Genomic DNA, 19564 nt, shown 5'->3' on the forward strand with positions numbered 1-19564 from the left:
CGTCGCGACGGAGCGAAGGATTTTTAACCTCGCGCGCTGCGATATGAAGGTTTCCCTCACCTCGACGGACGCCGTCTCACATCGAAGCTGAAGCGTTCACCTCGGGACGGCCCAAAGCCCGCAGCAGCGATTCAGCCCGCGCCGGACTCTCGCGCCCGGGCTGGCGGATATTCGGACTCGGTCGGTGCGGACAACAGGCTCAAATCGCGTTTAAAGCCGCGCAACATCGAGTCTCGGTCGGCGGCTGGCGCGCGCAGCACCGCGGCGGGGTGGACGGTGACCAACGCGCGCCGCTCGCCATCCAGCGGCAGCCAGCGGCCGCGCAGTCGGCTCAGCCGCGACGCCGAGCCGAGCACCGCCTGCGCGGCCGTCGCGCCGAGGCAGACGACGATCCGCGGCCGCACCCGTTCGATTTCCGCATCGAGCCAGCGATAGCACGAGCGCACATGCACCGTCCCCGGCTTGACGTGCATGCGCAGCTTGCCGCGGCGCTGGAAGCGGAAGTGCTTGACCGCGTTGGTGAGGTAGAGCGCGTTGCGCTCGATCCCGAGTTCCTCCAGGGTTCGATCGAGCAGGCGCCCCGCCGGGCCGACGAAGGGCCGGCCGGTCAGGTCCTCTTCGTCGCCGGGCTGCTCGCCGACCAGCATGATCCGCGCGTCGGCCGGCCCTTCGCCGGCTACGGCCTGCGTGGCTGGCTGCCACAACGCACAGGCGCGGCATTGCCGCACGGCCGCATCGAGGTCTTCGCGGTACGGCGATTCGGGCCGCGCGGACGACGCCGGTATCTTGCGCCGCGCAGCCTGCGGCGCGCGCTCGGCCATCGCCCGCACGACGGCGCCGGCGTCGCGGATCAGCGCGCCGAGCGCGTGCGTTTCCGGCAAGTGCTTCCAATACTTTTGCGGCATTTCCTGGCGCATCATGCGCGGATTCAAGCGCGCGGGATTGAAGATGTGCGCATAGTAGGTTCGCCACAGCGCTTCCTGGGCGTCGTCGGCCGGCGCATCGCTGCGCTTGCCGCCGGGTCCGAGCGCGAGGGTTTGCGCGTCCCAGCAGGCGCTTCGGTATGGCGTCAGGATCGCCCAGCGCATCGCGGCGAAACGGCGCGCGAAGAACGGCGCCACCCTGTCGAGGATGTAGTGCTCCGGCTCGAACCAGGCGACGAACGCGTCCGGCTCGCCCGGGACTTGGCGAAAACGCACGAACGCCTTCATCTTGTGGCTGTCGCGGCGTACCGATTTTTCGAGTTCGCGCAAGCGGTGCACGTCCGGATCGGTGGCGCGTTGCAGCAGCCGCGGCTCGCCTTCGGCGAGTCGCCATAGCAGCCGGTACAGCAAGCCGTGGCGCAGCCGGTCGCGATGGCACAACACCGCGGCGGCCAGGGCCAGGAATTCGCCCGGCACGCTCGGGCCGGGCCGGTGCGGCGACGCCAGCTCGGTCTCAGGCATCGCCGCGGCGCCGAAATCCAGAACGTCTTGGTTCCCCTCGTCCCAGGCGATCGCCTCCGGGGGCAGTCCCGCGCGCAGCGCTGCGCGCGCGCGAACGCGCCACTCGTCGAGGTCCCAAGGCTGCTGCAGGCGGATGGTGTGCATGCTCAATCGAAGAGGCCGGCCTGGCGCGGGCGCGGCGCCAGGTGCGCGCGCAGCCGCGCGGGGTCGTCCAGGCTCGCGCGCGGGTGGTGATCGAGCGCGGCCAGGAACGGCAGCGCTTTCTTCATCGGCACGCGCAGCCGCTGCAGGTCCGCGGCTCGCAGGGCGCCGTGGCGCCGCGCTTGCACGATACGCGCGACGTTGCGCGTGCCCAGCCCCGGCACGCGCAGCAGCAGCTCCTTCGGCGCGGTATTGATATCCACGGGAAACCGCTCCGGATGACGCAGGGCCCAGGCCAGCTTCGGGTCGATGTCGAGATCGAGCATGCCGCCGGCGTCGGGCGGCGCGATTTCGTCGACGCCGAATCCGTAGAAACGCAGCAGCCAGTCGGCCTGATAGAGCCGGTGCTCGCGCTGCAGCGGCGGCGAGTACAGCGGCAGCCGCGCCGACGCGTCCGGGATCGGGCTGAACGCGGAATAGTAGACGCGCCGCAGGCGATAGTTCCCGTAGAGGTTGTCGGTGGTGGCGAGAATCGCACGGTCGTCGGCGCCGTCCGCCCCCACGATCATCTGCGTGCTCTGGCCGGCCGGCGCGAATTTCGGCGGATTCACCCGCGGGCGCCCCGCGCTCCGGCGCGCTTGGCCGGCCTCTTCGATGCGCCAACGCAAATCGCCCATCGCCGCGCGTATGCGCGGCTGGCTCTTTTCCGGCGCGAGCTGCGCCAGTCCGCCTTCCGTCGGCAACTCGACGTTGATGCTCAGGCGATCGGCGTAGCGCCCGGCCGCCGCCATCAGCTCCGGCGCCGCATCCGGAATCGTCTTCAGGTGGATGTAACCGGCGAAGGTGTGCTCCTCGCGCAGGCAACGCGCCACCGCCACCAGTTGCTCCATGGTGTAGTCGCTGTCGCGGATGATGCCGCTGGACAGGAACAAGCCTTCGATGTAGTTGCGCTTGTAGAAATCCAGGGTCAGCGTCACCACTTCCTGCACGCTGAAGCGGGCCCGGCGCACGTTGCTCGACACGCGATTGACGCAATAGGCGCAATCGAACACGCAGAAGTTGGTCAGCAGGATCTTCAGCAACGACACGCAGCGCCCATCGGGCGTGTACGAGTGGCAGATGCCCATGCCTTCGGTGCTGCCGATGCCGCCCGTGCCCAGCGAATGCCGCTTGTCGGCGCCGCTGGAGGCGCACGAGGCATCGTATTTGGCTGCGTCGGCGAGGACAGCGAGTTTGTCGAGAATGTTCACGCCGCGACGGTAGGCCGCGGTGGTCTCACCCCTTGCGACGCGAGTGTGCCGCCCGCGGGCCGCACGGCGTTCGACCTTAACCGTTCAGCGCGAATCGCGGTTTTGCCGCGCCTCTGCGACCCGACTGCGCAGGTGCGCGTCGGCGTGCTCGACATGGGCGCGTACGGGATCTCGCTTATGGTCGGCGTGCTCGCGCGCGGGGGGCGAGGTTCCGCGGCAATGACTCTAGGTCTGAGGCTGAAGGGACTTGGACGAACGCCGCAAAGAATGCTGCGCATCGATCGATCGGCGAGCAAGTCGCTGCAGCAGGGGGTAAGATCGAGCCCCCGCACTGATCGGAGTCCGACATGGCAACGCAGACGATGCACCGTGGCCGCCTGATCGATCACCTGCAGTTGGTGGTGAGAGACCTGGAAGCTAGCCGGCGCTTTTATGCCGCGGTGTTCGAGGCGCTCGGGATATCCATCGGCGGCAGCGGCGAAGATTATTTCTGGGCCGACGAGTTGTTCGTCTCCACCGCAGGCAGCGCAGCGGCGCAAGGCGCCTTGACCGGACGCCATCATCTGGCCTTCCAGGCGCGCGACCGCGGCATGGTCGAAGCGTTCTACCGCGCCGCGCTCGCCAACGGCGGACGCGACCACGGGGCGCCCGGCGAGCGCCGCTACCATCCGGGCTACTACGCCGCGTTCGTTCTCGATCCGGACGGCAACAACATCGAGGCGGTCTACCACGGCGAGGCGGAGCGCAGCGCGGCTTCGGTCGAGATCTCGTTCTAGCGCCGCCGCGTCCGTTGCCGGCATCGCGGCGGGTGCGCGCCTCCGTGAACGGCGCGCCCGGGTCTGCGTTTCGTCCGCCTCAACCGCGCGGTCCGCCCATGACCGGCAGCACAATTCCGTTGACATAGGACGCCGTCACCGGCGATGCCAGGAATACGAAGGCCGGCGAGATCTCCTCGGGCTGCGCGGGCCGGCCCATATCGCTGTCCTGGCCGAACTCGGCCACCTCGTCGGCCGACCGGTCGGCCGGATTGAGCGGCGTCCACACCGGTCCTGGCGCGACCGCGTTGACGCGGATGCCGCGCGGCAGCAGCTGGCTGGCGAGAGACTTGGTGAAGGCATGGATCGCGCCCTTGGTCGCCGAGTAGTCCAGCAACTTCTTGTTGCCGAAGATCCCGGTTTCCGAGCCGGTGTTGATGATGGACGCGCCGCGCTGCAGATGCGGCAGCGCGGCGCGGGCCATGTGGAAATAGCCCGCGACGTTGGTCTGCAAGGTTTCCTGCAGATGGTCGTCGGACAGGTCTTCGAGGGCGTCGCTGTGCTCCTGGAACGCGGCGTTGTTGACCAGGACGTCGAGCCGGCCGAAGGCTTCGACCACTTGCGCGACGGCCTCTTCGCAGAAACGCGGATTGCGCACGTCGCCGCTGATCGCCAGGCTTCGGCGCCCTTCGTCCTCGATGCTGGCGCGGGTGTCGTGCGCGTCCTGGTGCTCGCTGAGATACACGAACGCCACGTCGGCGCCCTCGCGCGCGAACAGCACCGCTACCGCGCGGCCGATGCCCGAATCGCCGCCGGTGATCAATGCCACCTTGCCTTCCAGTTTGCCGCTGCCTTTATAGTCCGGGGCCGTGAACCTGGGCGCGGGCTGCAGCAGATGTTCGTGGCCGGGCTTTTGCTGATGCTGCTTGGGCAGCGGATTCTCGGGCTGCCGGCGCGAACCGGCCTGGACCGGCTGCTTCCGGCTCTTGCTCTTGCCGGGCGCGGCCTTGTCGTCCTTGCGCTCGACTTGGGCCTGGATATCCTTCTGCCGCGCCGAGGTCGCGCTGACTTCGGCGACGCGCCGTTTCGCGCTGGCCGTGGTGGCGCGAGCGTTGCTTTGCGGATGGTTGGGCTTCTTGGTCATGCGGGTTCTTCCTGGTTCGTTCCAAGAGGAATGAGGCAAGGTAACGCCGCATTTCTTCGGATCGGGTGAACTTCGCCGTTGCGTCGCGCATTTTGCGCACCGTGCCCGACCCGGCCGGCGGCGCCGGGGCGATGCGCCTAACTCCCGATCTCGCGCGGCCCGGTCCGGATTCGTTGTGTGGCCGTGAGTTTTCGCCGCGGCATCGCCGACATGTCGTTAACCGATCGCCTCGCACTGTCTTCAGCAACGTTCGATCTCCACCCTACCCGCCCCCGCGCTGCTCCCGCGGGCCGAGCTTGCGCGCGCAGTAGCCGCCGCTTCGCCCGGGGCTCTGCAGGCCCGCCAGGCCCGCTCGTCGCCAGCCGCAACAGGATCGCTCTCATGGCCAGCAAATCCCGCTCCACACCGCACAACCGCCGCGCTGCCAGCAAGACGGCGAAACCCTCCACGGCACGCGAGGACGCCGCGCCCTCCGCGGCGGCCCCCGGCGCGGCGAAAGCGCCGGCTCAGCGCTCGGCGTCCGGCAAACGCGCGGACTCGCGCGGCACGGGCGATGAGCTGCACCAACAGGTCGCAGGCGAGCACCCGGCCCTCACCAGCAACCAGGGTGTAGCGCTGTCGGACAACCAGAACTCGCTGCGCGCGAGCGAACGCGGTCCGACCTTGCTGGAAGATTTTCTTCTTCGCGAGAAGATCACCCACTTCGACCACGAGCGGATTCCCGAGCGCATCGTCCACGCGCGCGGTTCGGCCGCGCACGGCTATTTCGAGCTGACGCGTTCGCTGAAGAAATACACCAGTGCGCGGATCCTGACCGAAGTCGGCGAACGCACGCCGGTGTTCGTACGTTTTTCCACCGTGGCCGGCGGCGCCGGCTCGATCGACACGCCGCGCGACGTGCGCGGGTTCGCGGTCAAGTTCTACACCCAGCAGGGCAATTGGGATCTGGTCGGCAACAACATCCCGGTGTTCTTCGTCCAGGACGCGATGAAATTCCCCGACCTGGTGCACTCGGTCAAGATGGAGCCCGACCGCGGGTTTCCCCAGGCCGCCAGCGCCCACGACACATTCTGGGACTTCATCTCGCTGACGCCCGAAGCGATGCACATGATCATGTGGGCGATGTCCGACCGCGCCATTCCGCGGTCGTTGCGCATGATCGAGGGCTTCGGCGTGCACAGCTTCCGCTTGGTCGACGCGAAGGGCCGCTCCACCTTCGTCAAGTTCCACTGGCGGCCCAAGCTCGGCCTGCAATCCACGCTTTGGGACGAAGCGGTCAAGCTCGCCGGCGCCGATCCGGACTTCCACCGGCGCGACCTGTTCGAAGCGATCGAGCGCGGCGATTACCCGGAATGGGAGCTGGCGGTGCAGTTGTTCGACCAGGAACAGGCCGATGCGCTGCCGTTCGATCACCTCGACCCGACCAAGCTGATTCCCGAGGAAACCATCCCGCTGACCGTGATCGGCCGCATGGTGCTGGACCGCTGGCCCGACAATTTCTTCGCCGAAACCGAGCAGGTGGCGTTCTGCCCCTCGCACATCGTGCCGGGCATCGATTTCTCCAACGATCCGCTGCTGCAGGGGCGTCTGTTCTCGTATCTGGATACCCAGCTCTCGCGCCTGGGCTCGCCCAATTTCCATCAACTGCCGATCAACGCGCCCAAGTGCCCGTTCGCGAACCTGCAGCGCGACGGCCATATGCAGATGGCCGTGCCCAAGGGCCGGGTCAACTACGAGCCCAGTTCGCTGGATCCGACCTCGCCGCGGGAGACGCCGGCGGGCTTCCGCAGCGCGGCGATCGCCGCCGACGACGGCGTCAAGGGGCGGGTGCGCGCGGCCAGCTTCGCCGACCACTACAGCCAGGCGCGGCTGTTCTTCCGCAGCCAGACCCCGCCCGAACAGGCGCACCTGGCCTCCGCCCTGGTGTTCGAGCTATCGAAGGTGCAGACACCGCACGTGCGCGAGGCGATCGTCGGTCATCTGCGCCACGTCGATCCCGACCTGGCCCGGCGCGTCGCCGACGGGCTGGGCCTGCAGCGGTTGCCGCCCGCGCCGCCGGCCGCGGTGGAGCCGGTCGACCTGCCGCTGTCGCCGATGCTGCAATTGATCGGCAAGCGCAAGGACACCCTTGCCGGGCGCTGCGTCGGCGCGCTGGTCGACGAGGGCTCGGACGCAGCGGCCATCGCGGCGTTGCGCGAGGCGGTGGAGGCGGCCGGCGCGCAGTTCAAGATCGTCGCGCCCAAGCTGTCGGGAGCCAAGCTCAGCAACGGCCGCGCGCTGCCGGCCGACGGACAGCTTGCGGGAACGCCGTCGCTGATCTTCGACGCCGTCGCCGTGGTGCTTTCGGATGCGGCGGCGCGGCGCCTGGCCAGCGAAGCGGCGGCGCTGGATTTCGTCCGCGACGCGTTCGGCCACCTCAAGGCGATCGCGGTCGATGGCGGCGGTCGCGCGCTGTTGCGCGCCGCGGGCATAGAGCCCGATGCCGGCGTCGTCGCCGCGGAGCGTACGCAGGCCTTCGTCAAGCTCGCCAAGAACCGGCAGTGGGACCGCGAGCCCACGCTGCGAACCCTGGCCTGACGCCGACCCGCATGGCCTGTCCGCGCGGTCGACATCGCCGGTCTATGCACGAACCCGCGCGCTGGCGCTGCGCCGATGCCTGAAGGCCCTACGATCGTCCTGTTGAAGGAAGAGGCCGCGGCGTTCGCCGGTCGCGTAGTGCAGCGCGTGGCCGGCAACAGCACGCAGGACATCCAGCGGATGCGCGGCCGCAAGATCCTGGCGATCCGCTCCTGGGGCAAGCATTTCCTGCTCGAGTTCTCCGGCTTCAGCCTGCGCGTGCATTTCATGCTGTACGGAAGTTACCGCATCAACGAACGGCGCGAGGCCGCGCCGCGCTTGAGCCTGCAGTTCGCTGGCGGCGATGAGCTGAACTTCTACGCTTGTTCGATCAGGTTCGTCGAGCAGCCGCTGGACGAGGTCTACGACTGGTCGGCCGACGTCATGAACCCGCACTGGGATGTGAAGTCCGCGCGCGCGAAGCTCAAGCAGATGCCGCAGGTGCTGGCCGCCGATGCGTTGCTGGACCAGAACGTGTTTTCCGGCGTCGGCAACATCATCAAGAACGAAGTCCTGCACCGCATACGCGTCCACCCCGAAAGCCTGGTCGGCGCGCTGCCGCCGAGCAAGCTCACCGATTTGATCGCCCAGGCCCGCGAGTACAGCTTCGATTTCTATCGCTGGAAAAAGGCCTACGAACTCAAGCGGCACTTGCAGGTGCACGCCAAGACCCACTGTCCGCGCGATGGCGCCCGGCTGAGCTTTCGCAAGCAGCTCGGGCGCTACAGGCGGCGCGCGTTCTTCTGCCCGCTGTGCCAGCGGCTGTATCCGCCTGCGGCGGACACCGACGGCTAGCCGGCGCCTTCGCCGCATCGGCCGGGCGCCGGTTTGGGCGCCCCGCCCTGCCGCTAAGCGCCGGTCTGCCGGTGCGGCGCCCGCACCGGCTTGGACTCGGGCGACTTGTCCTGGCGCAGGAAGATCGACAGCACCACGATCGACAGCACCGCGAGGAACTCGCTCTGCCAGTTCTGGAACGACTCGAACCAGAACGACGCGCTTTCCAGGTGCTCGACCAGGCTTTCCTCGGCCCGCCCCTGGATCTGCCGCTGTTCGTTCTCGTGCCGCCAGCTGCCGTAACCGTGCAGCGCGAACGAGACCAGGAACAGGCCGATGAAGGCCAAGGTCAGCGAGTTCGCGTAAAGCTTCGCCCAGGCCCCGCCCTTGCGCACCGGCCACGGCGTGGGGCCCGGGTCGATCTTGTCCGGCTCTTCTTCGAACCCGCGCGATTCGGCCGAGCCCAGCTGGCGCAGCCATACGGTCAGCAGGACGTACATGCCCATCTGCAGAAACTCGCTTTCCCAGTTCTCGAACGTCGCGGAGATGAAATGCCCGCTGCTGAAGTAGGCCGCCAGATCCAGCGGCGGTTTGCCTTCGCGCACAAGTTCCTGGTTCCAGCTCGCCTGCCCGGTCAGCACCTGCCCGAGCAGAAACGCGACGAAGATCGCGCTCAGCACCAGGCTCAGTCCATTGCGTTGCCAGAAAGACGGTTCGCGTCGCATGCGGCGGTCGGCTCCGGTGAGTGGATCGTAGCCGCAACCATCCGCCCGTCGCCGTTAGCGCGATGTTCACGCCGACCCTCACCGATGCTGAACCTCATCGGCTCTACGTTGCGTAACGCAGCAACGCACCTACGCCAGCAATCGAACAGGAGAAGCGACGATGGCCAGCAAGCGACACGACCGCGCCCAGTTGAACGAGCTGCTTTACCAGGCGCTGGAAACCGAAAGCGGCGGAATCGAGATCTACCAGACGGCGCTCGAATGCGCGGTCAACGACGATCTGCGCGAGGAATGGCAGGGCTACCTCGACGAAACCCGCCGGCACCACCAGATACTGACAGCGGTCCTCACCGAGATGGGCCTGGATCCGCAGGCCGCTTCCCCCGGGCGCGACGTGGTCGCGCACATCGGCGCTTCGCTGGTAAAGGCCATGCGCATGGCCCAGCAAGCCGGCGACCCCCAGGCCGCCGAACTGGTCGCGGCCGAGTGCGTCGTGCTGGCCGAAACCAAGGATCACCAGAACTGGGAGCTGATCGGCCACGTCGCCAAGAACACCAGCGGCAAGCAGGCGCAAACGCTGATGGACGCCTACGAGCAGGTGGAAAAGCAAGAGGATCACCACCTCTACCACACCAAGGGTTGGGGCCGGGAATTGTGGATCGCCAGCCTCGGCTTCAAGGCGGTGCTGCCGCCGCCGGAAGAGGTCAAGCACGTGGAAACCGCGATCGGCGCATCGCGCGCCGAGCAGGCGCGCGAGCAGATGTTGAAGAAGAACTGAGCGCCGTCGCCGCTGCGATTCCGCATCGCGTTCCATCGCTTTATCGCAACCGCCCGCAGGCATCGCTTGCGGGCGGTTCGCATTTCGGCGGGGCCAACGCACGCAGGGCTTCGCGTCGAAGCGCCGTCAGCGTGAGCGATTACCTACTTCGGCGCTGAACGATTAAGCCGCATCGGCGATCAGGAAAATATCGTTCGCGAACGGCGTTTTATTCACGTCGCGGCGACCGTGCGCTGCTTACGGTCGCGCAGCCGGGGGACATCCTCTTCAACGCCAAGGAACGCTTACGATGGGTATGCACGCTTTCGAGACCACGCAGGAAATCGCATTGGTGGTGGACGCCGATGCCGAGCTCGCGCATTGGCGGTCCGGCTTTCGCGAGTTGCCGCATTGCCGCTCGCTGCGCTGGGATGAGGTCAAGCCCGCGTTGAAGCTGGGCATCGATGCCTGCCTCAAGGCCAACGGCCGCGATCTGACCGAAATGGTCGACGAACTCGAAGCGCGCTATCGGCGCACCGGCAACGAATCGCGCCTGGACTGGAGCCAGGCGCGCGAGCTTGTCGCCATGGTGTGGGTTCGAATCTGGGAGCAGCGGCGCAACCGGACGATCGAATCGCTGGCGCCGATTCCCGTCGGCCGCATGACCCTGGGCCTGCGCGCCCGCTGAGGCCGCGCCTGCGCAATCGAGCCATCGGGCCCGATCGCGCAGGCGCTCGCCGAATCCGCTCAACCTATCCTCGGAGAACTCTCATGCTGCACTACGCCGTGGTATTCCTGGTCATCGCGCTGATCGCCGGCGTGCTCGGTTTCAGCGGAATCGCAGGAGCGGCCAGCCAGATCGCCTGGATCTTGTTCGTGGTGTTCCTGATCCTGGCGGTGGTTTCGTTCTTCCGCGGACGCGGCCGCGTCGGGTGAGCGCAGGTACGGCGATATCGCTGCGGCGCCCGCGGCCGGCGCCGCAGCGCGTTGCGATCCAGGTATCGCGAGCAACGCCGCCGGCCGGGTTTCAGCGCTGCGCAGGTGGGCGGGCTGAGTCGCCTTCGGCCTCGCCGGCATCGGCGATGGTTGCCGTGTACCAAGCTGCGTAAGGGCTGTGGTGGACCATGCGCCGGTTGTAGTCGGGCGCCCCGTCGGTCCACCACACCGGGCCACGCTCGCCGAGCGCGCGTTTGGCCCGGTCGACGCGCCGACGCGCTTCGCGCAGCGCGTCGGTCCGTCCCGCGGCTGCGGCGACCGCACGCCGCGCCGCCATCAGTTCGTTCACCGCCTGCGATTTCTGCGCGGCCGACAGATGCGGAGACGTCGCGCGCCACAGCCGGCCCTTCACCACGATGTAGCGTCCGTCCGGCGTCGTCAGCACGCGCGGACGCCTCAGCCCCTGAGATCCACTTCGCCGACCTTGTCGGCGTACTCGCGCTTGGGATCCTTGCCGAGCAACAGCTTGATCCCGGCGAGCAGGCTGTTCTCGTTCAACCAGACCTCCGCGCTGCCCGCATCGAACCGCAGCAACGCCAGATTCGGATCGTCCTTGCCGCCTTCGTACCAGGCCGCGATGAACGGGTTCCACAGGCGGTCGATCACGGCCGGGTCGATGTCCAGATGCAACTCGCCTTCGATGCTCGCGAACACGGAATGGTCCTTGGCCGCGAAAGCCGCTACGGCGCGGGCGGGCTGCTGCAGGCGGCGGACGAGGTCGCTGTCGCGCGCGGTGAAAAACCACAGCGGCGAGCGGTCGCCCTCGGCCAGCGCGGTCATCGGCCGGCAGTGGCCGTTTTCGCCTTCCACGCCCAGCATGACCGTGCGGTCGGCGTGCAGGTGCTTCCACAGCTTGCGTTCGAGCGCTTGCGAATCGGTCATGTCGTTCTCCTGTTGGGCGCCTGCCGGCCTTGCGCCGCGCAGCGCGGCTTGGGCGCGTGGTCGGGATCGGTTTGAGTGGGATCGGTTTGAAGCGGCCGCTGTCCAGACGCTGACAGCGACCGCGTTAACGGCGCGCCTGAGCCGTGCGAAGAGGACGAAAACCCGGCGTTGGCAGCGGCAACCGCGGCGCCGCAGGCCCGTGCGCGATCAAGTCGTCCGTCGTGCCGCGCCGATAAGGTGTGCGGCTGAGCGCTCAGGCGCGCTTGGTCGCGCGCGAGCGAGCCGCGCGCTTGGCCGGCTTCTTCTTCGCGGCCTTGGCGGTCTTGGCCGCGCGTTTGCCGGCCGCCTTGGCCGGCGCCGCGGCGCCTTTCCTGGCCAGGCTGCGCTTGAGCAGTTCGGCGAAGTCGATGACGTTGGTCGCGGCGTTCTCCGGCAGTTTCGACTCGTCGGCCTGCTTGCCGCGCACCACCTTCTTGGCCTTGACCCGCTGCTCGATGACCTTGTGCAGGCGCTCGCGGAAATCGTCCTTGTAGGACTCGGGCTTCCACGCCGCGCTCATCGATTCGATCAGTTGCTGCGCCATCTCCACTTCGCGCGCGGAGATCTTCCATTTTGCCAGGCCGCCCTCGGGCAGCTTGTACTCTTCCGGGTCCACCAGTTCCTGGGCGTAGCGCAGGATCAGCAGGACCAGCGCGTTGCCCTTGGGCGCGAGCGCGGCCAGGTATTCGCGGGTGCGGATGACCACCCGGCCCACGCCGACCATGCCGGTCTTCTCCAGCACCTCGCGCAGCAGCACATAGCCTTTCTCGGCCTTCTTGCCCGGCTCCAGGATGTAGGGCTTGTCGTAGTACTCGCTGCCGATGTCGGCGGCCGGAACGAAGGCGTCGATGTCGACGGTCTCGGTGTGCTCGGGCGCGGCGGCCTGGATATCGGACGGCTCCAGCACGACATAGCTGCCTTTGTCGTACTCGAAAGCCTTGACGATCTCCTTCCAGGGCACTTCCTCGCCGGTTTCCTCGTTGACCCGCTCGTAGCGGACAGGCGCCTTGTTGCGGCTGTCGAGCATGCGGAAGTGCAGATCGACGCGGCGCTCGCCGGCCATCAGCTTGACCGGGATGTTGAGCAGGCCGAAGGAGATGGTTCCGGTCCAGATCGGGCGCGCCATGGGCGAACTCCAGGGTTGCGGGCGGATTGAGAAGGTACGACTGAGAGGCACGACTGAGGAGGCAGGCGACTGTGCGCCGCCGCGGGTTCAACCTGAGTGAAAGCCTCGGCTCGGGATCCGGCGCGATTCGCGCGGACCAACCGTCCTGGCCCGCGCTTAGCGCGATGTTCACGTGGGTATCGCCTGCGCTGAATCGCACGATGGCTAACGTGCGCGTTCGATTGCGGCGGCCGCGACCGCCGCCACCCTTCCCGCCTCAGGAGCCCGCCATGCCCTACTCCGTCCCCGCAACCCCCACCGATTTCGCCGGCCGCGGCGCCACCGACACGGCAACGGTCGACTCTGCCAGTCCGGCGCCGGGCCTGTACGCACGGACGCCGACGCTGGCTTTCGACGGGACTGCGGCGATCGATGAGTGGCCGACGGCCGACGCGCCGGTCCAGAGCTGGCACGCCCGCGCCGAGGCGGCGATCCGCGCGTGGCCGCTGCCGAGCCTGGCCGCTGCGCTGGCCGCTGGCGTCGCGGCAGGCGCCTTGCTGCGGCGGCGATAAGCGCGGGTCACTCGTCCGGCCGCAACCGCCGCAAGCGCTCCACGACCCGCTCCAGATCCTGCCGGACCTCGTCGATGCCGGCCCACGGATGCCGGCGCAGACGCTTGACCCGCGCCTGCGCCGAGTGCAGGTCGAAGGCGTGGCCGCTCTTGATCCGCCCCAGCTCCTCCCAGCGCAGCGGCATCGCCACCGGCGCGCCTTCGCGCGCGCGCAGCGAGAACGAAGCCACGCTGGTGGCGCCGCGGCCGTTGCGCAGGTAGTCGACGAAGATCTTGTTGTTGCGGAATTTCTTGGTCGCGGTGGCGATGTACTTGAGCGGCTCCATCGCCGCCAGCGTATCGGCGAAGCTGTGCGCGAACGGCTTGACCAGCTCCCAGTCGCAGCCCGGATTCACCGGCACCACCACGTGCAGCCCCTTGCCGCCGGAGGTGCGCACGAACGACTGCAATTGCAGCGAGTTCAGCAGCGAACGAACCTGGCGCGCCGCGGCGACCACCGCAGGCCACGCGACGCCGGGGCCCGGATCGAGATCGAACACGATGCGGTCGGCGCGGTCGGGGCTGCGCGCTTTCGCTCCCCAGGGATGGAACTCCAGCGCGTTGAACTGCACCAGGTTCATCAGGCCGTCGAGATCGCGCACGACCAGGTAATCGGCAAACTGGCCGGAATCTTCCTCCAGGCTGACGCTGTCCACTTGCTCCAGGCCCGCGGTGTGGTGCTTCTGGAAGAAACATGGACGCGCCGCGCCCTGGGTGCAGCGCACGATCGACAGCGGCCGGTCGACGATCTCCGGCAGCAGCCAGTCGGCCATCGCCAGGTAGTAAGCCGCGACGTCGCGCTTGCTCGCGCCGATGTCCGGATAGACCACGCGTGCGGGACTGGTCAGGCGAAACTCGTCCAGGCTCGCGGGCGCAGCGCCCCGGCGCTGGTGTGCGGCTTTATCCGCGGACCGGGAAGCGGTTTCGGCAGGGCCGGTATCGGCCGATTTTGAGGGTGCAGATTTTGAGGGTGCAGATTTTGAGCCGACCGATGTCGAGCCGACCGATGTCGAGCGCACGGATTTTCCGCTCGCGGTTTTGGACTTGGCGGCAGTACGCTTCATGGCGGTCTTCCGTATCGGTTCGGATTCGCTGGTTGTGTTGCGCCTTGCGGCCGAAACGCGGTCGCCGTCGCCGAGGTCCGCGAGCGTCTTGTCGGAGCGCAGCGCCTTCAGCGACGCCTGCCGCAGCAGGCCATGGCCGCCGATGCCGCGATAGAAGGCCTCGACCACGAAGGCCGGCGCGAACCAGCGCGCCGCGCGCAGGTCGGTGTCGTGCGGCGGCACGTGCACGCTGGGTTTGGCCGCGCCCTTGGGCAGGCGCCTGGACAGATCGGCGAGCGATTCGGCCGAAAATCCCGTCCCGACCCGACCGGCATAGCGCCAGCCGTGGGTCGGGTCCGGCCGCGCCAGCAGCAGCGAGCCGAACCCGCTGCGCGAACCCTTCGGCGGCGTGTAGCCCACCACCGCGAATTCGTCGCTGGCCAGGCGCTTGCTCTTGCGCCATTCGTCGCTGCGGCCGGGATGATGCGCGCGGTCGGCGCGCTTGGACACGATCCCTTCGAAGCCCTGCTCGCCCGCCAGCTCGAACGCGCGCTCGCCGTCGCCGAGCGCATGCGAGCTGTAGCGCAGGTGCGGCCCGGCCCCTTCCAGCACTTGCGCCAACAGCGCCTTGCGCTGCAGCAGCGGCGCCGCGCGCAGATCCCAGCCGTCCAGATGCAGCAGATCGAACAGGACCAGGGCCAGCGCCCCCTGCTTCTCGCCGGACAGCGTCGCCTGCAGCAGGTTGAAGTCCTCGCGCGCGCCGCGGCCGGCGATCAGCTCGCCGTCCAGGGCTGCGCTGCGCAGTCCCAAGGCTTCCACCGCCGCCGCGATTTCGGGAATCTTTCGCGTCCATTCGAGCGCGTTGCGCGACCACAGGCGGACGCGGCCGGCGGCGACGCCGGCGGCGATCCGGTAGCCGTCCCACTTGATCTCGTGCAGCCATTGCTCGCCCGGCGGCGGACCCTCGGCCAGCCGCGCCAGCTGCAGTTCGAACGCGCCGCCGTCGAAACGGGCGCGGCGCGCGCCGGGCAACGCGCGCGCGGCCGCGGACCAGTCGCGGTGCTGCGCCTGCGGCACTGCGACTTCGGCCAGGCGTCGCTTGCGCGGCTTGCCGCGTCCGGCCCGCGCCGCGTCGGCGGCCGGCGGCGGCGCCACATCGGCGAGCAGATCGTCGGCCTCGAGCGTGCCGGCGTATTCGTCGCGATCCTTGAACAGCAACCACTGCGGCTGGCGCGCCGGCTTGCCCGAACGCACCAGGTGCCAGCCGCCCTTGAGCTTGCGTCCGAACAGCTCGAAGCGCAGATGGCCCTTGGCCAGCTGCGCCTGCGGATCGCCCTGCGTGGCCCACACGCCGGTGTCGAAGCGGGCGACGTGGCCGCCTCCGTATTCGCCGTGCGGAATCTCGCCTTCGAAACCGGCGTAATCGAGCGGATGGTCCTCGACTTCCACCGCCATGCGCTTGACCGACGGATCGTAGGAAGGCCCCTTGGGCACGGCCCAGCTCTTGAGCGCGCCGCCGACCTGGAGGCGGAAGTCGTAATGGCGGCGGCTGGCGTGATGCAGTTGGACCACGAAGATCGCGCGCTGTCCGCGCGGCGGCGCGCCCGGCTCGGGTTCGCGGGTGCGGTCGAAACGGCGCTTGCGCCGATAGTCGTGCAGGCTCATGCGCTGTCCGGGCGCCGCGCATCGGCGATGGAGAAGAGCGGGATGGATCGCATGTCGCTTGCCTCGGAATGGGATCGGTTCGCGCCGCGGGTGGGCGCGAGGCCGGCCGCCGCGCGGACCACGCTAGGCGCGCCGGCGCTAGCGGCGCGTCGTCGTCGCCGGCGCGCGGCCTTGATGGCGCGCTAACGAACGCGCCGGCGACCCCGCGGCGACGGCCGCGGCCTCACTCGGCCGGGGCGGCCGGATCGAGCAGATCGCGCGAATGCGCGCCGGACTCGCCCGCGCGCAGCAAATGCCGGCGCGTGCGTTCGGCGGTTCCCGGCCGGGTCGCGGTGGCCGCGGCGCGCAAGCCAGGCTCCGCCCGGCTGGGTTCGCTCGCGGCCGGGGACTGCAGCGCTGCGCTGGCGGCGCGCAGGGCCGCGCCGCGGACCTGGTCGATGTCGCTGCGGCGCTGATCGATCCAGCCGCGCACGCGCAGGCTGGCCTTGCTGCCGTCGCTGGACACCACGAACACCTCGGCCTCCGGCTCGCGCAGCACGCCGTCCACGGCCTCGACCTCGCGCCGCGCCAGCGCCTGCGCCGCCGGCAGGCCGTCGCCCAGCGGCGCGTTGAGATCGAACTCGAAGCGCCGGCTGGGATTCTGGCTGAAGTTCAGGATCACGCTCTTGAACACCAGCGCGTTGGGGACGCGCAACTGATTGCCGTCCAGGGTCATCAGCACGGTCGCGCGCGCGGTCATCGCCGTCACCAATCCTTCGTGCTCGGCGATGCGCACGTGATCGTGCGGGCGAAACGGCTGGCGCAGGCTCAACAGCACGCCGGCGATGTAGTTCTCGACGATGTCCTTGAACGCGAATCCCAGGGCGATGCCGACCACGCCGGCCGTGCCCAGCAGCGCACCGACGATCGCGGTGGCGTTCATCAGTTGCAGGCCCACGGCCAGGCCGAGCAAGGCGCAGCCGCCGCGCACGGTGGTCGCCAGCAGGTTCTTGAGGAACGGATTGGCGCCGGCCAGGCGATCGATCAATGCGCGTCGCCCGAGCCAGCCGCCGATCCACCAGGCCGCCAGGGTCAACAGCAGCGCCAGCACCAACAGCGGCGCGGCGGCGAGAAAACGGTAAAGTTCGGCCAGCAGGCGTTCGCGCAGCGCGTTCCAGTCGAACGACGCCGGCGCCGGGGCCGCGACGGCCGCCAAGATCCAGGCCGCGCCCGCGCCTGTCATCGCCCTGCCCTCATTCCTTGATCTCGCCGCGCAGGTGCAGATGGTTCCAGGCCAGGCGCACCACTGCGCGCGCCTGCTGCCAGTCCAGGCGGCTGACGCCGCGGGTGCGGCGGTAGCAGGTCTCCAGCTCGCTCTCCATTTCGTCGATGCTGCGGCCGCGGCTGCGCATGTACGCGTCCATGCCGAGCTTCACGGCGGGCTCGTAGTCGCCGTAGCGCAGCGCGCTGCCGCCGGGCAGGCCGCGGTAGCGGCTGCGCCAGTAGCCCAGCTCGGAGTCCATATCGATCACTTCCGGCGCCATCGGATACGTCGGCGCGCGGACATCGTCGGCGCGCAGCGCATTGTCCGGCGCGTGCGCATGGACAGCGACGCGACTGGCTCGCTGCAAGAGTCCCGATCGCGGCGATGTCGCCGTCGTCAACGGGGCGAAACGATTTCGATCCAGCGTCGACCTGTGCATTGGACGTCCCAGGTTGCGCGGCCGGCGCAGGAATGCGCGGCTCGCTGAGCAAAGCAACGCAACTCCCGTGCCAACGCCGCCCGTGCGCGCCGCATCGCGGTAAAACTTGCCTCGCACAGGCCTGCGCCGCCGCGGCGTGCGCGCCGCACCGGAGTGTGACGGCGCAAATGTTTCCTCACGCATGAATCATTTTCCGCCAACACCGGCTTAACCGAGCCGGGACTACGGTGAAATCGACGGTGCGCCGCACGCACCGTCGCCTCCCACGACAGGAACGTCAGCCCGTGCCCAACGATCCTGCGCACGCCGGTGCGCCGTACTCTCCTGCGACTGTGTCTGCTGCGCCCGCAGCCGCTGCGCCGACGGTGCTGATCGTCGACGACGACCAGGATTTCGCCCGTTCAGCCGCCGATTTCGCCCGTTCGCGCGGCTACACGCCCTATCTGGCGCATTCGCTGGAGCAATCGCGCGGGTTCGCGCAACTGGCGACGATGGACCTGCTGCTGCTCGATCTCGACCTGCCCGACGGCAGCGGCTTCGAACTGCTCGACGAGGCCGCGCTGCCGGAGCAGGGCCAGATCGCCATCGTCACCGGCCATCCGTCGGTGGAATCCGCGGCGCGGGCGGTGGCCCGGCCGATCATGGAATACCTGGTCAAGCCGTTGGTGCCGGAGCAGTTCGGCCAGTTGCTCGACCGCGTCGCCGCGCGCGGGCGCGAGGAGCGCGCGGCCGACCCGCTCGGCCTGATCGGCCGCTCGCCGCCGATGCAAAGGCTGGGCGCGGACCTGCGCCGGATCGCGCCGTCGCCGCTGTCGGTGCTGCTCAGCGGCGAGAGCGGCACCGGCAAGGAACTGGCCGCGCGCGCGCTGCACCGCCTGAGCGGCCGCGCCGGCGCGTTCGTCGCGGTCAACTGCGGCGCGATCGCGCCGGACCTGCTCGCCAGCCACCTGTTCGGCCACGAACGTGGCAGCTTCACCGGCGCCGCCGGCCGCCACGCCGGCTATTTCGAGCAGGCCCATGGCGGCACCTTGTTCCTCGACGAAATCACCGAGATGCCGCCGGCGCTGCAGGTCTATCTGTTGCGGGTGCTGGAATCCGGCGGCTTGACCCGGGTCGGCGGCGCCGGCGAGATCGCGATCGACGTGCGCGTGGTCGCGGCCTGCAACCGCGATCCGTTGCGCGCGATCGAGGACGGCGCGCTGCGCGAAGACCTTTACTATCGGCTCGCCGACGTGCATCTGGAGTTGCCGCCGCTGCGCAGCCGCGGCGGCGACGCGGCGCTGATCGCGCGCGCCGCCCTCGACGAACTCAACGCCGAGCACGGCACCCGCAAGCGCTTGGCCGCCGGCAGCGAGCGCGCGCTGGCCGCGCATCCCTGGCCCGGCAACGTGCGCGAGCTGCGCAGCGCGGTGCGGCGCGCGTACCTGACCGCGCCCGGCGACGACGTGCGCATCGTGCCCGGCGCGCGACGGCTGCAGGTCGCCGCCGAGGATCCCGGCAGCGTGTGCTTCAGCGTCGGCATGAGCTATGCGGAGATCGAGCGCGAAATGCTGCTCAAGACCCTGGCCCACTTCGGCCAGGACCGCACCCGCACCGCGCGCGCCCTCGGCGTGAGCGTGCGCACCGTGCACAACCAGATCGCGCGCCTGCGCGAAAGCGGCCGCGAGGTGGACTGAACCGATGAACGCGAAGCTGCCCGACCTGCCCGACCTGCCCGATCCGCCCGCCGGTCCATCGCCCGCGCAGTCGCCCGCGGCGGCGACAGACCCGGCGCGCTGGCTGCATCGCCTGCGCAACGAACTCAACACCGCCAACATGGCCTGCGCCGCGGCGGAGGCGGTGCTGGCCGGCGGCGCGGTGGCCAAGGCCCAGGAAAACCTGGAGCGCGCGCGCGGCGCCTGCGCGCGCGCGGCGGCGCTGCTGGAGCAGGCGCCG

Annotated in this window: 19 protein-coding genes; 9 read left to right on the forward strand and 10 right to left on the reverse strand. The window is 69.1% G+C overall.

Annotated elements, in window-relative coordinates:
• Positions 1-131: 131 nt before the first annotated feature.
• Positions 132-1589 (reverse strand): UdgX family uracil-DNA binding protein, encoded by a 1458-nt coding sequence (locus A7A76_RS17545; protein WP_206412414.1) that lies wholly within the window; start codon positions 1587-1589, stop codon positions 132-134.
• 2 nt (positions 1590-1591) lie between these two features.
• Positions 1592-2836, reverse strand: a complete 1245-nt coding sequence (locus A7A76_RS17550) for a putative DNA modification/repair radical SAM protein (RefSeq protein WP_206412415.1) — start codon at positions 2834-2836, stop codon at positions 1592-1594.
• 347 nt (positions 2837-3183) lie between these two features.
• Here A7A76_RS17550 and A7A76_RS17555 point away from each other — a divergent pair, with 347 nt between their 5' ends.
• Positions 3184-3612 carry a VOC family protein gene (locus A7A76_RS17555; protein ID WP_206412416.1) on the forward strand — a complete coding sequence of 143 codons (429 nt, stop codon included), beginning with the start codon at positions 3184-3186 and terminating at the stop codon, positions 3610-3612.
• A gap of 79 nt (positions 3613-3691) precedes the next feature.
• Here the strand turns inward: A7A76_RS17555 and A7A76_RS17560 are convergent, their stop codons facing one another.
• Positions 3692-4735: an SDR family oxidoreductase gene (locus A7A76_RS17560; protein WP_206412417.1), complete on the reverse strand. Its 1044-nt coding sequence runs from the start codon at positions 4733-4735 to the stop codon at positions 3692-3694.
• A 381-nt stretch (positions 4736-5116) separates the two neighbouring features.
• Here A7A76_RS17560 and A7A76_RS17565 point away from each other — a divergent pair, with 381 nt between their 5' ends.
• Positions 5117-7312, forward strand: coding sequence for a catalase (locus A7A76_RS17565; RefSeq protein WP_206412418.1), 2196 nt, complete (start codon positions 5117-5119; stop codon positions 7310-7312).
• Positions 7313-7387: 75 nt separating this feature from the next.
• Positions 7388-8146, forward strand: a complete 759-nt coding sequence (locus tag A7A76_RS17570; protein ID WP_206412419.1) for a DNA-formamidopyrimidine glycosylase family protein — start codon at positions 7388-7390, stop codon at positions 8144-8146.
• Between the two features lie 53 nt (positions 8147-8199).
• On the opposite strand, the gene A7A76_RS17575 is transcribed toward A7A76_RS17570, so the two are convergent.
• The gene (locus tag A7A76_RS17575; protein WP_206412420.1) at positions 8200-8850 is read right to left on the reverse strand and encodes a DUF6766 family protein; all 651 of its coding nucleotides are present in this window, start codon (positions 8848-8850) and stop codon (positions 8200-8202) included.
• A 160-nt stretch (positions 8851-9010) separates the two neighbouring features.
• Here A7A76_RS17575 and A7A76_RS17580 point away from each other — a divergent pair, with 160 nt between their 5' ends.
• The 3 genes from A7A76_RS17580 (at position 9011) to A7A76_RS17590 (ending at position 10543) form a co-directional block, all read left to right on the forward strand.
• Positions 9011-9628: a hypothetical protein gene (locus tag A7A76_RS17580; RefSeq protein ID WP_206412421.1), complete on the forward strand. Its 618-nt coding sequence runs from the start codon at positions 9011-9013 to the stop codon at positions 9626-9628.
• 289 nt (positions 9629-9917) lie between these two features.
• On the forward strand, positions 9918-10295 hold the full coding sequence (locus tag A7A76_RS17585; protein WP_206412422.1) for a hypothetical protein: 378 nt from the start codon (positions 9918-9920) through the stop codon (positions 10293-10295).
• A gap of 83 nt (positions 10296-10378) precedes the next feature.
• Positions 10379-10543, forward strand: a complete 165-nt coding sequence (locus A7A76_RS17590; RefSeq protein ID WP_206412423.1) for a DUF1328 domain-containing protein — start codon at positions 10379-10381, stop codon at positions 10541-10543.
• A gap of 91 nt (positions 10544-10634) precedes the next feature.
• On the opposite strand, the gene A7A76_RS17595 is transcribed toward A7A76_RS17590, so the two are convergent.
• The 3 genes from A7A76_RS17595 to A7A76_RS17605 all read right to left on the reverse strand — a co-directional run bounded on the left by A7A76_RS17595 (position 10635) and on the right by A7A76_RS17605 (position 12650).
• Positions 10635-10988 carry a hypothetical protein gene (locus A7A76_RS17595; protein WP_343225358.1) on the reverse strand — a complete coding sequence of 118 codons (354 nt, stop codon included), beginning with the start codon at positions 10986-10988 and terminating at the stop codon, positions 10635-10637.
• Between the two features lie 11 nt (positions 10989-10999).
• Positions 11000-11485 carry a pyridoxamine 5'-phosphate oxidase family protein gene (locus A7A76_RS17600; RefSeq protein ID WP_206412424.1) on the reverse strand — a complete coding sequence of 162 codons (486 nt, stop codon included), beginning with the start codon at positions 11483-11485 and terminating at the stop codon, positions 11000-11002.
• Between the two features lie 253 nt (positions 11486-11738).
• On the reverse strand, positions 11739-12650 hold the full coding sequence (locus A7A76_RS17605) for a Ku protein (RefSeq protein ID WP_206412425.1): 912 nt from the start codon (positions 12648-12650) through the stop codon (positions 11739-11741).
• Positions 12651-12919: 269 nt separating this feature from the next.
• On the opposite strand from A7A76_RS17605, the gene A7A76_RS17610 reads away from it, so the two are divergent.
• Positions 12920-13201: a hypothetical protein gene (locus tag A7A76_RS17610; RefSeq protein ID WP_206412426.1), complete on the forward strand. Its 282-nt coding sequence runs from the start codon at positions 12920-12922 to the stop codon at positions 13199-13201.
• A 7-nt stretch (positions 13202-13208) separates the two neighbouring features.
• On the opposite strand, the gene ligD is transcribed toward A7A76_RS17610, so the two are convergent.
• From ligD to A7A76_RS17625, 3 genes are all read right to left on the reverse strand, one after another.
• A complete protein-coding gene (ligD, locus tag A7A76_RS17615; protein WP_206412427.1) occupies positions 13209-15947 on the reverse strand; it encodes a DNA ligase D in 2739 nt (912 codons plus the stop codon).
• Positions 15948-16170: 223 nt separating this feature from the next.
• Complete coding sequence (locus A7A76_RS17620) at positions 16171-17169, reverse strand: mechanosensitive ion channel family protein (RefSeq protein WP_206412428.1); 999 nt, start codon at positions 17167-17169, stop codon at positions 16171-16173.
• A 10-nt stretch (positions 17170-17179) separates the two neighbouring features.
• The gene (locus A7A76_RS17625) at positions 17180-17557 is read right to left on the reverse strand and encodes a hypothetical protein (protein ID WP_206412429.1); all 378 of its coding nucleotides are present in this window, start codon (positions 17555-17557) and stop codon (positions 17180-17182) included.
• Positions 17558-17994: 437 nt separating this feature from the next.
• Here A7A76_RS17625 and A7A76_RS17630 point away from each other — a divergent pair, with 437 nt between their 5' ends.
• Together A7A76_RS17630 and A7A76_RS17635 are read left to right on the forward strand one after the other, a co-directional pair.
• Positions 17995-19305 carry a sigma 54-interacting transcriptional regulator gene (locus A7A76_RS17630; protein ID WP_206412430.1) on the forward strand — a complete coding sequence of 437 codons (1311 nt, stop codon included), beginning with the start codon at positions 17995-17997 and terminating at the stop codon, positions 19303-19305.
• A gap of 4 nt (positions 19306-19309) precedes the next feature.
• Positions 19310-19564: hypothetical protein (locus A7A76_RS17635; RefSeq protein ID WP_206412431.1), on the forward strand; the 255-nt coding region annotated here is incomplete at its 3' end.

It is taken from the genome of Lysobacter enzymogenes, from assembly GCF_017168095.1.
GTDB lineage: Bacteria > Pseudomonadota > Gammaproteobacteria > Xanthomonadales > Xanthomonadaceae > Lysobacter > Lysobacter enzymogenes_D.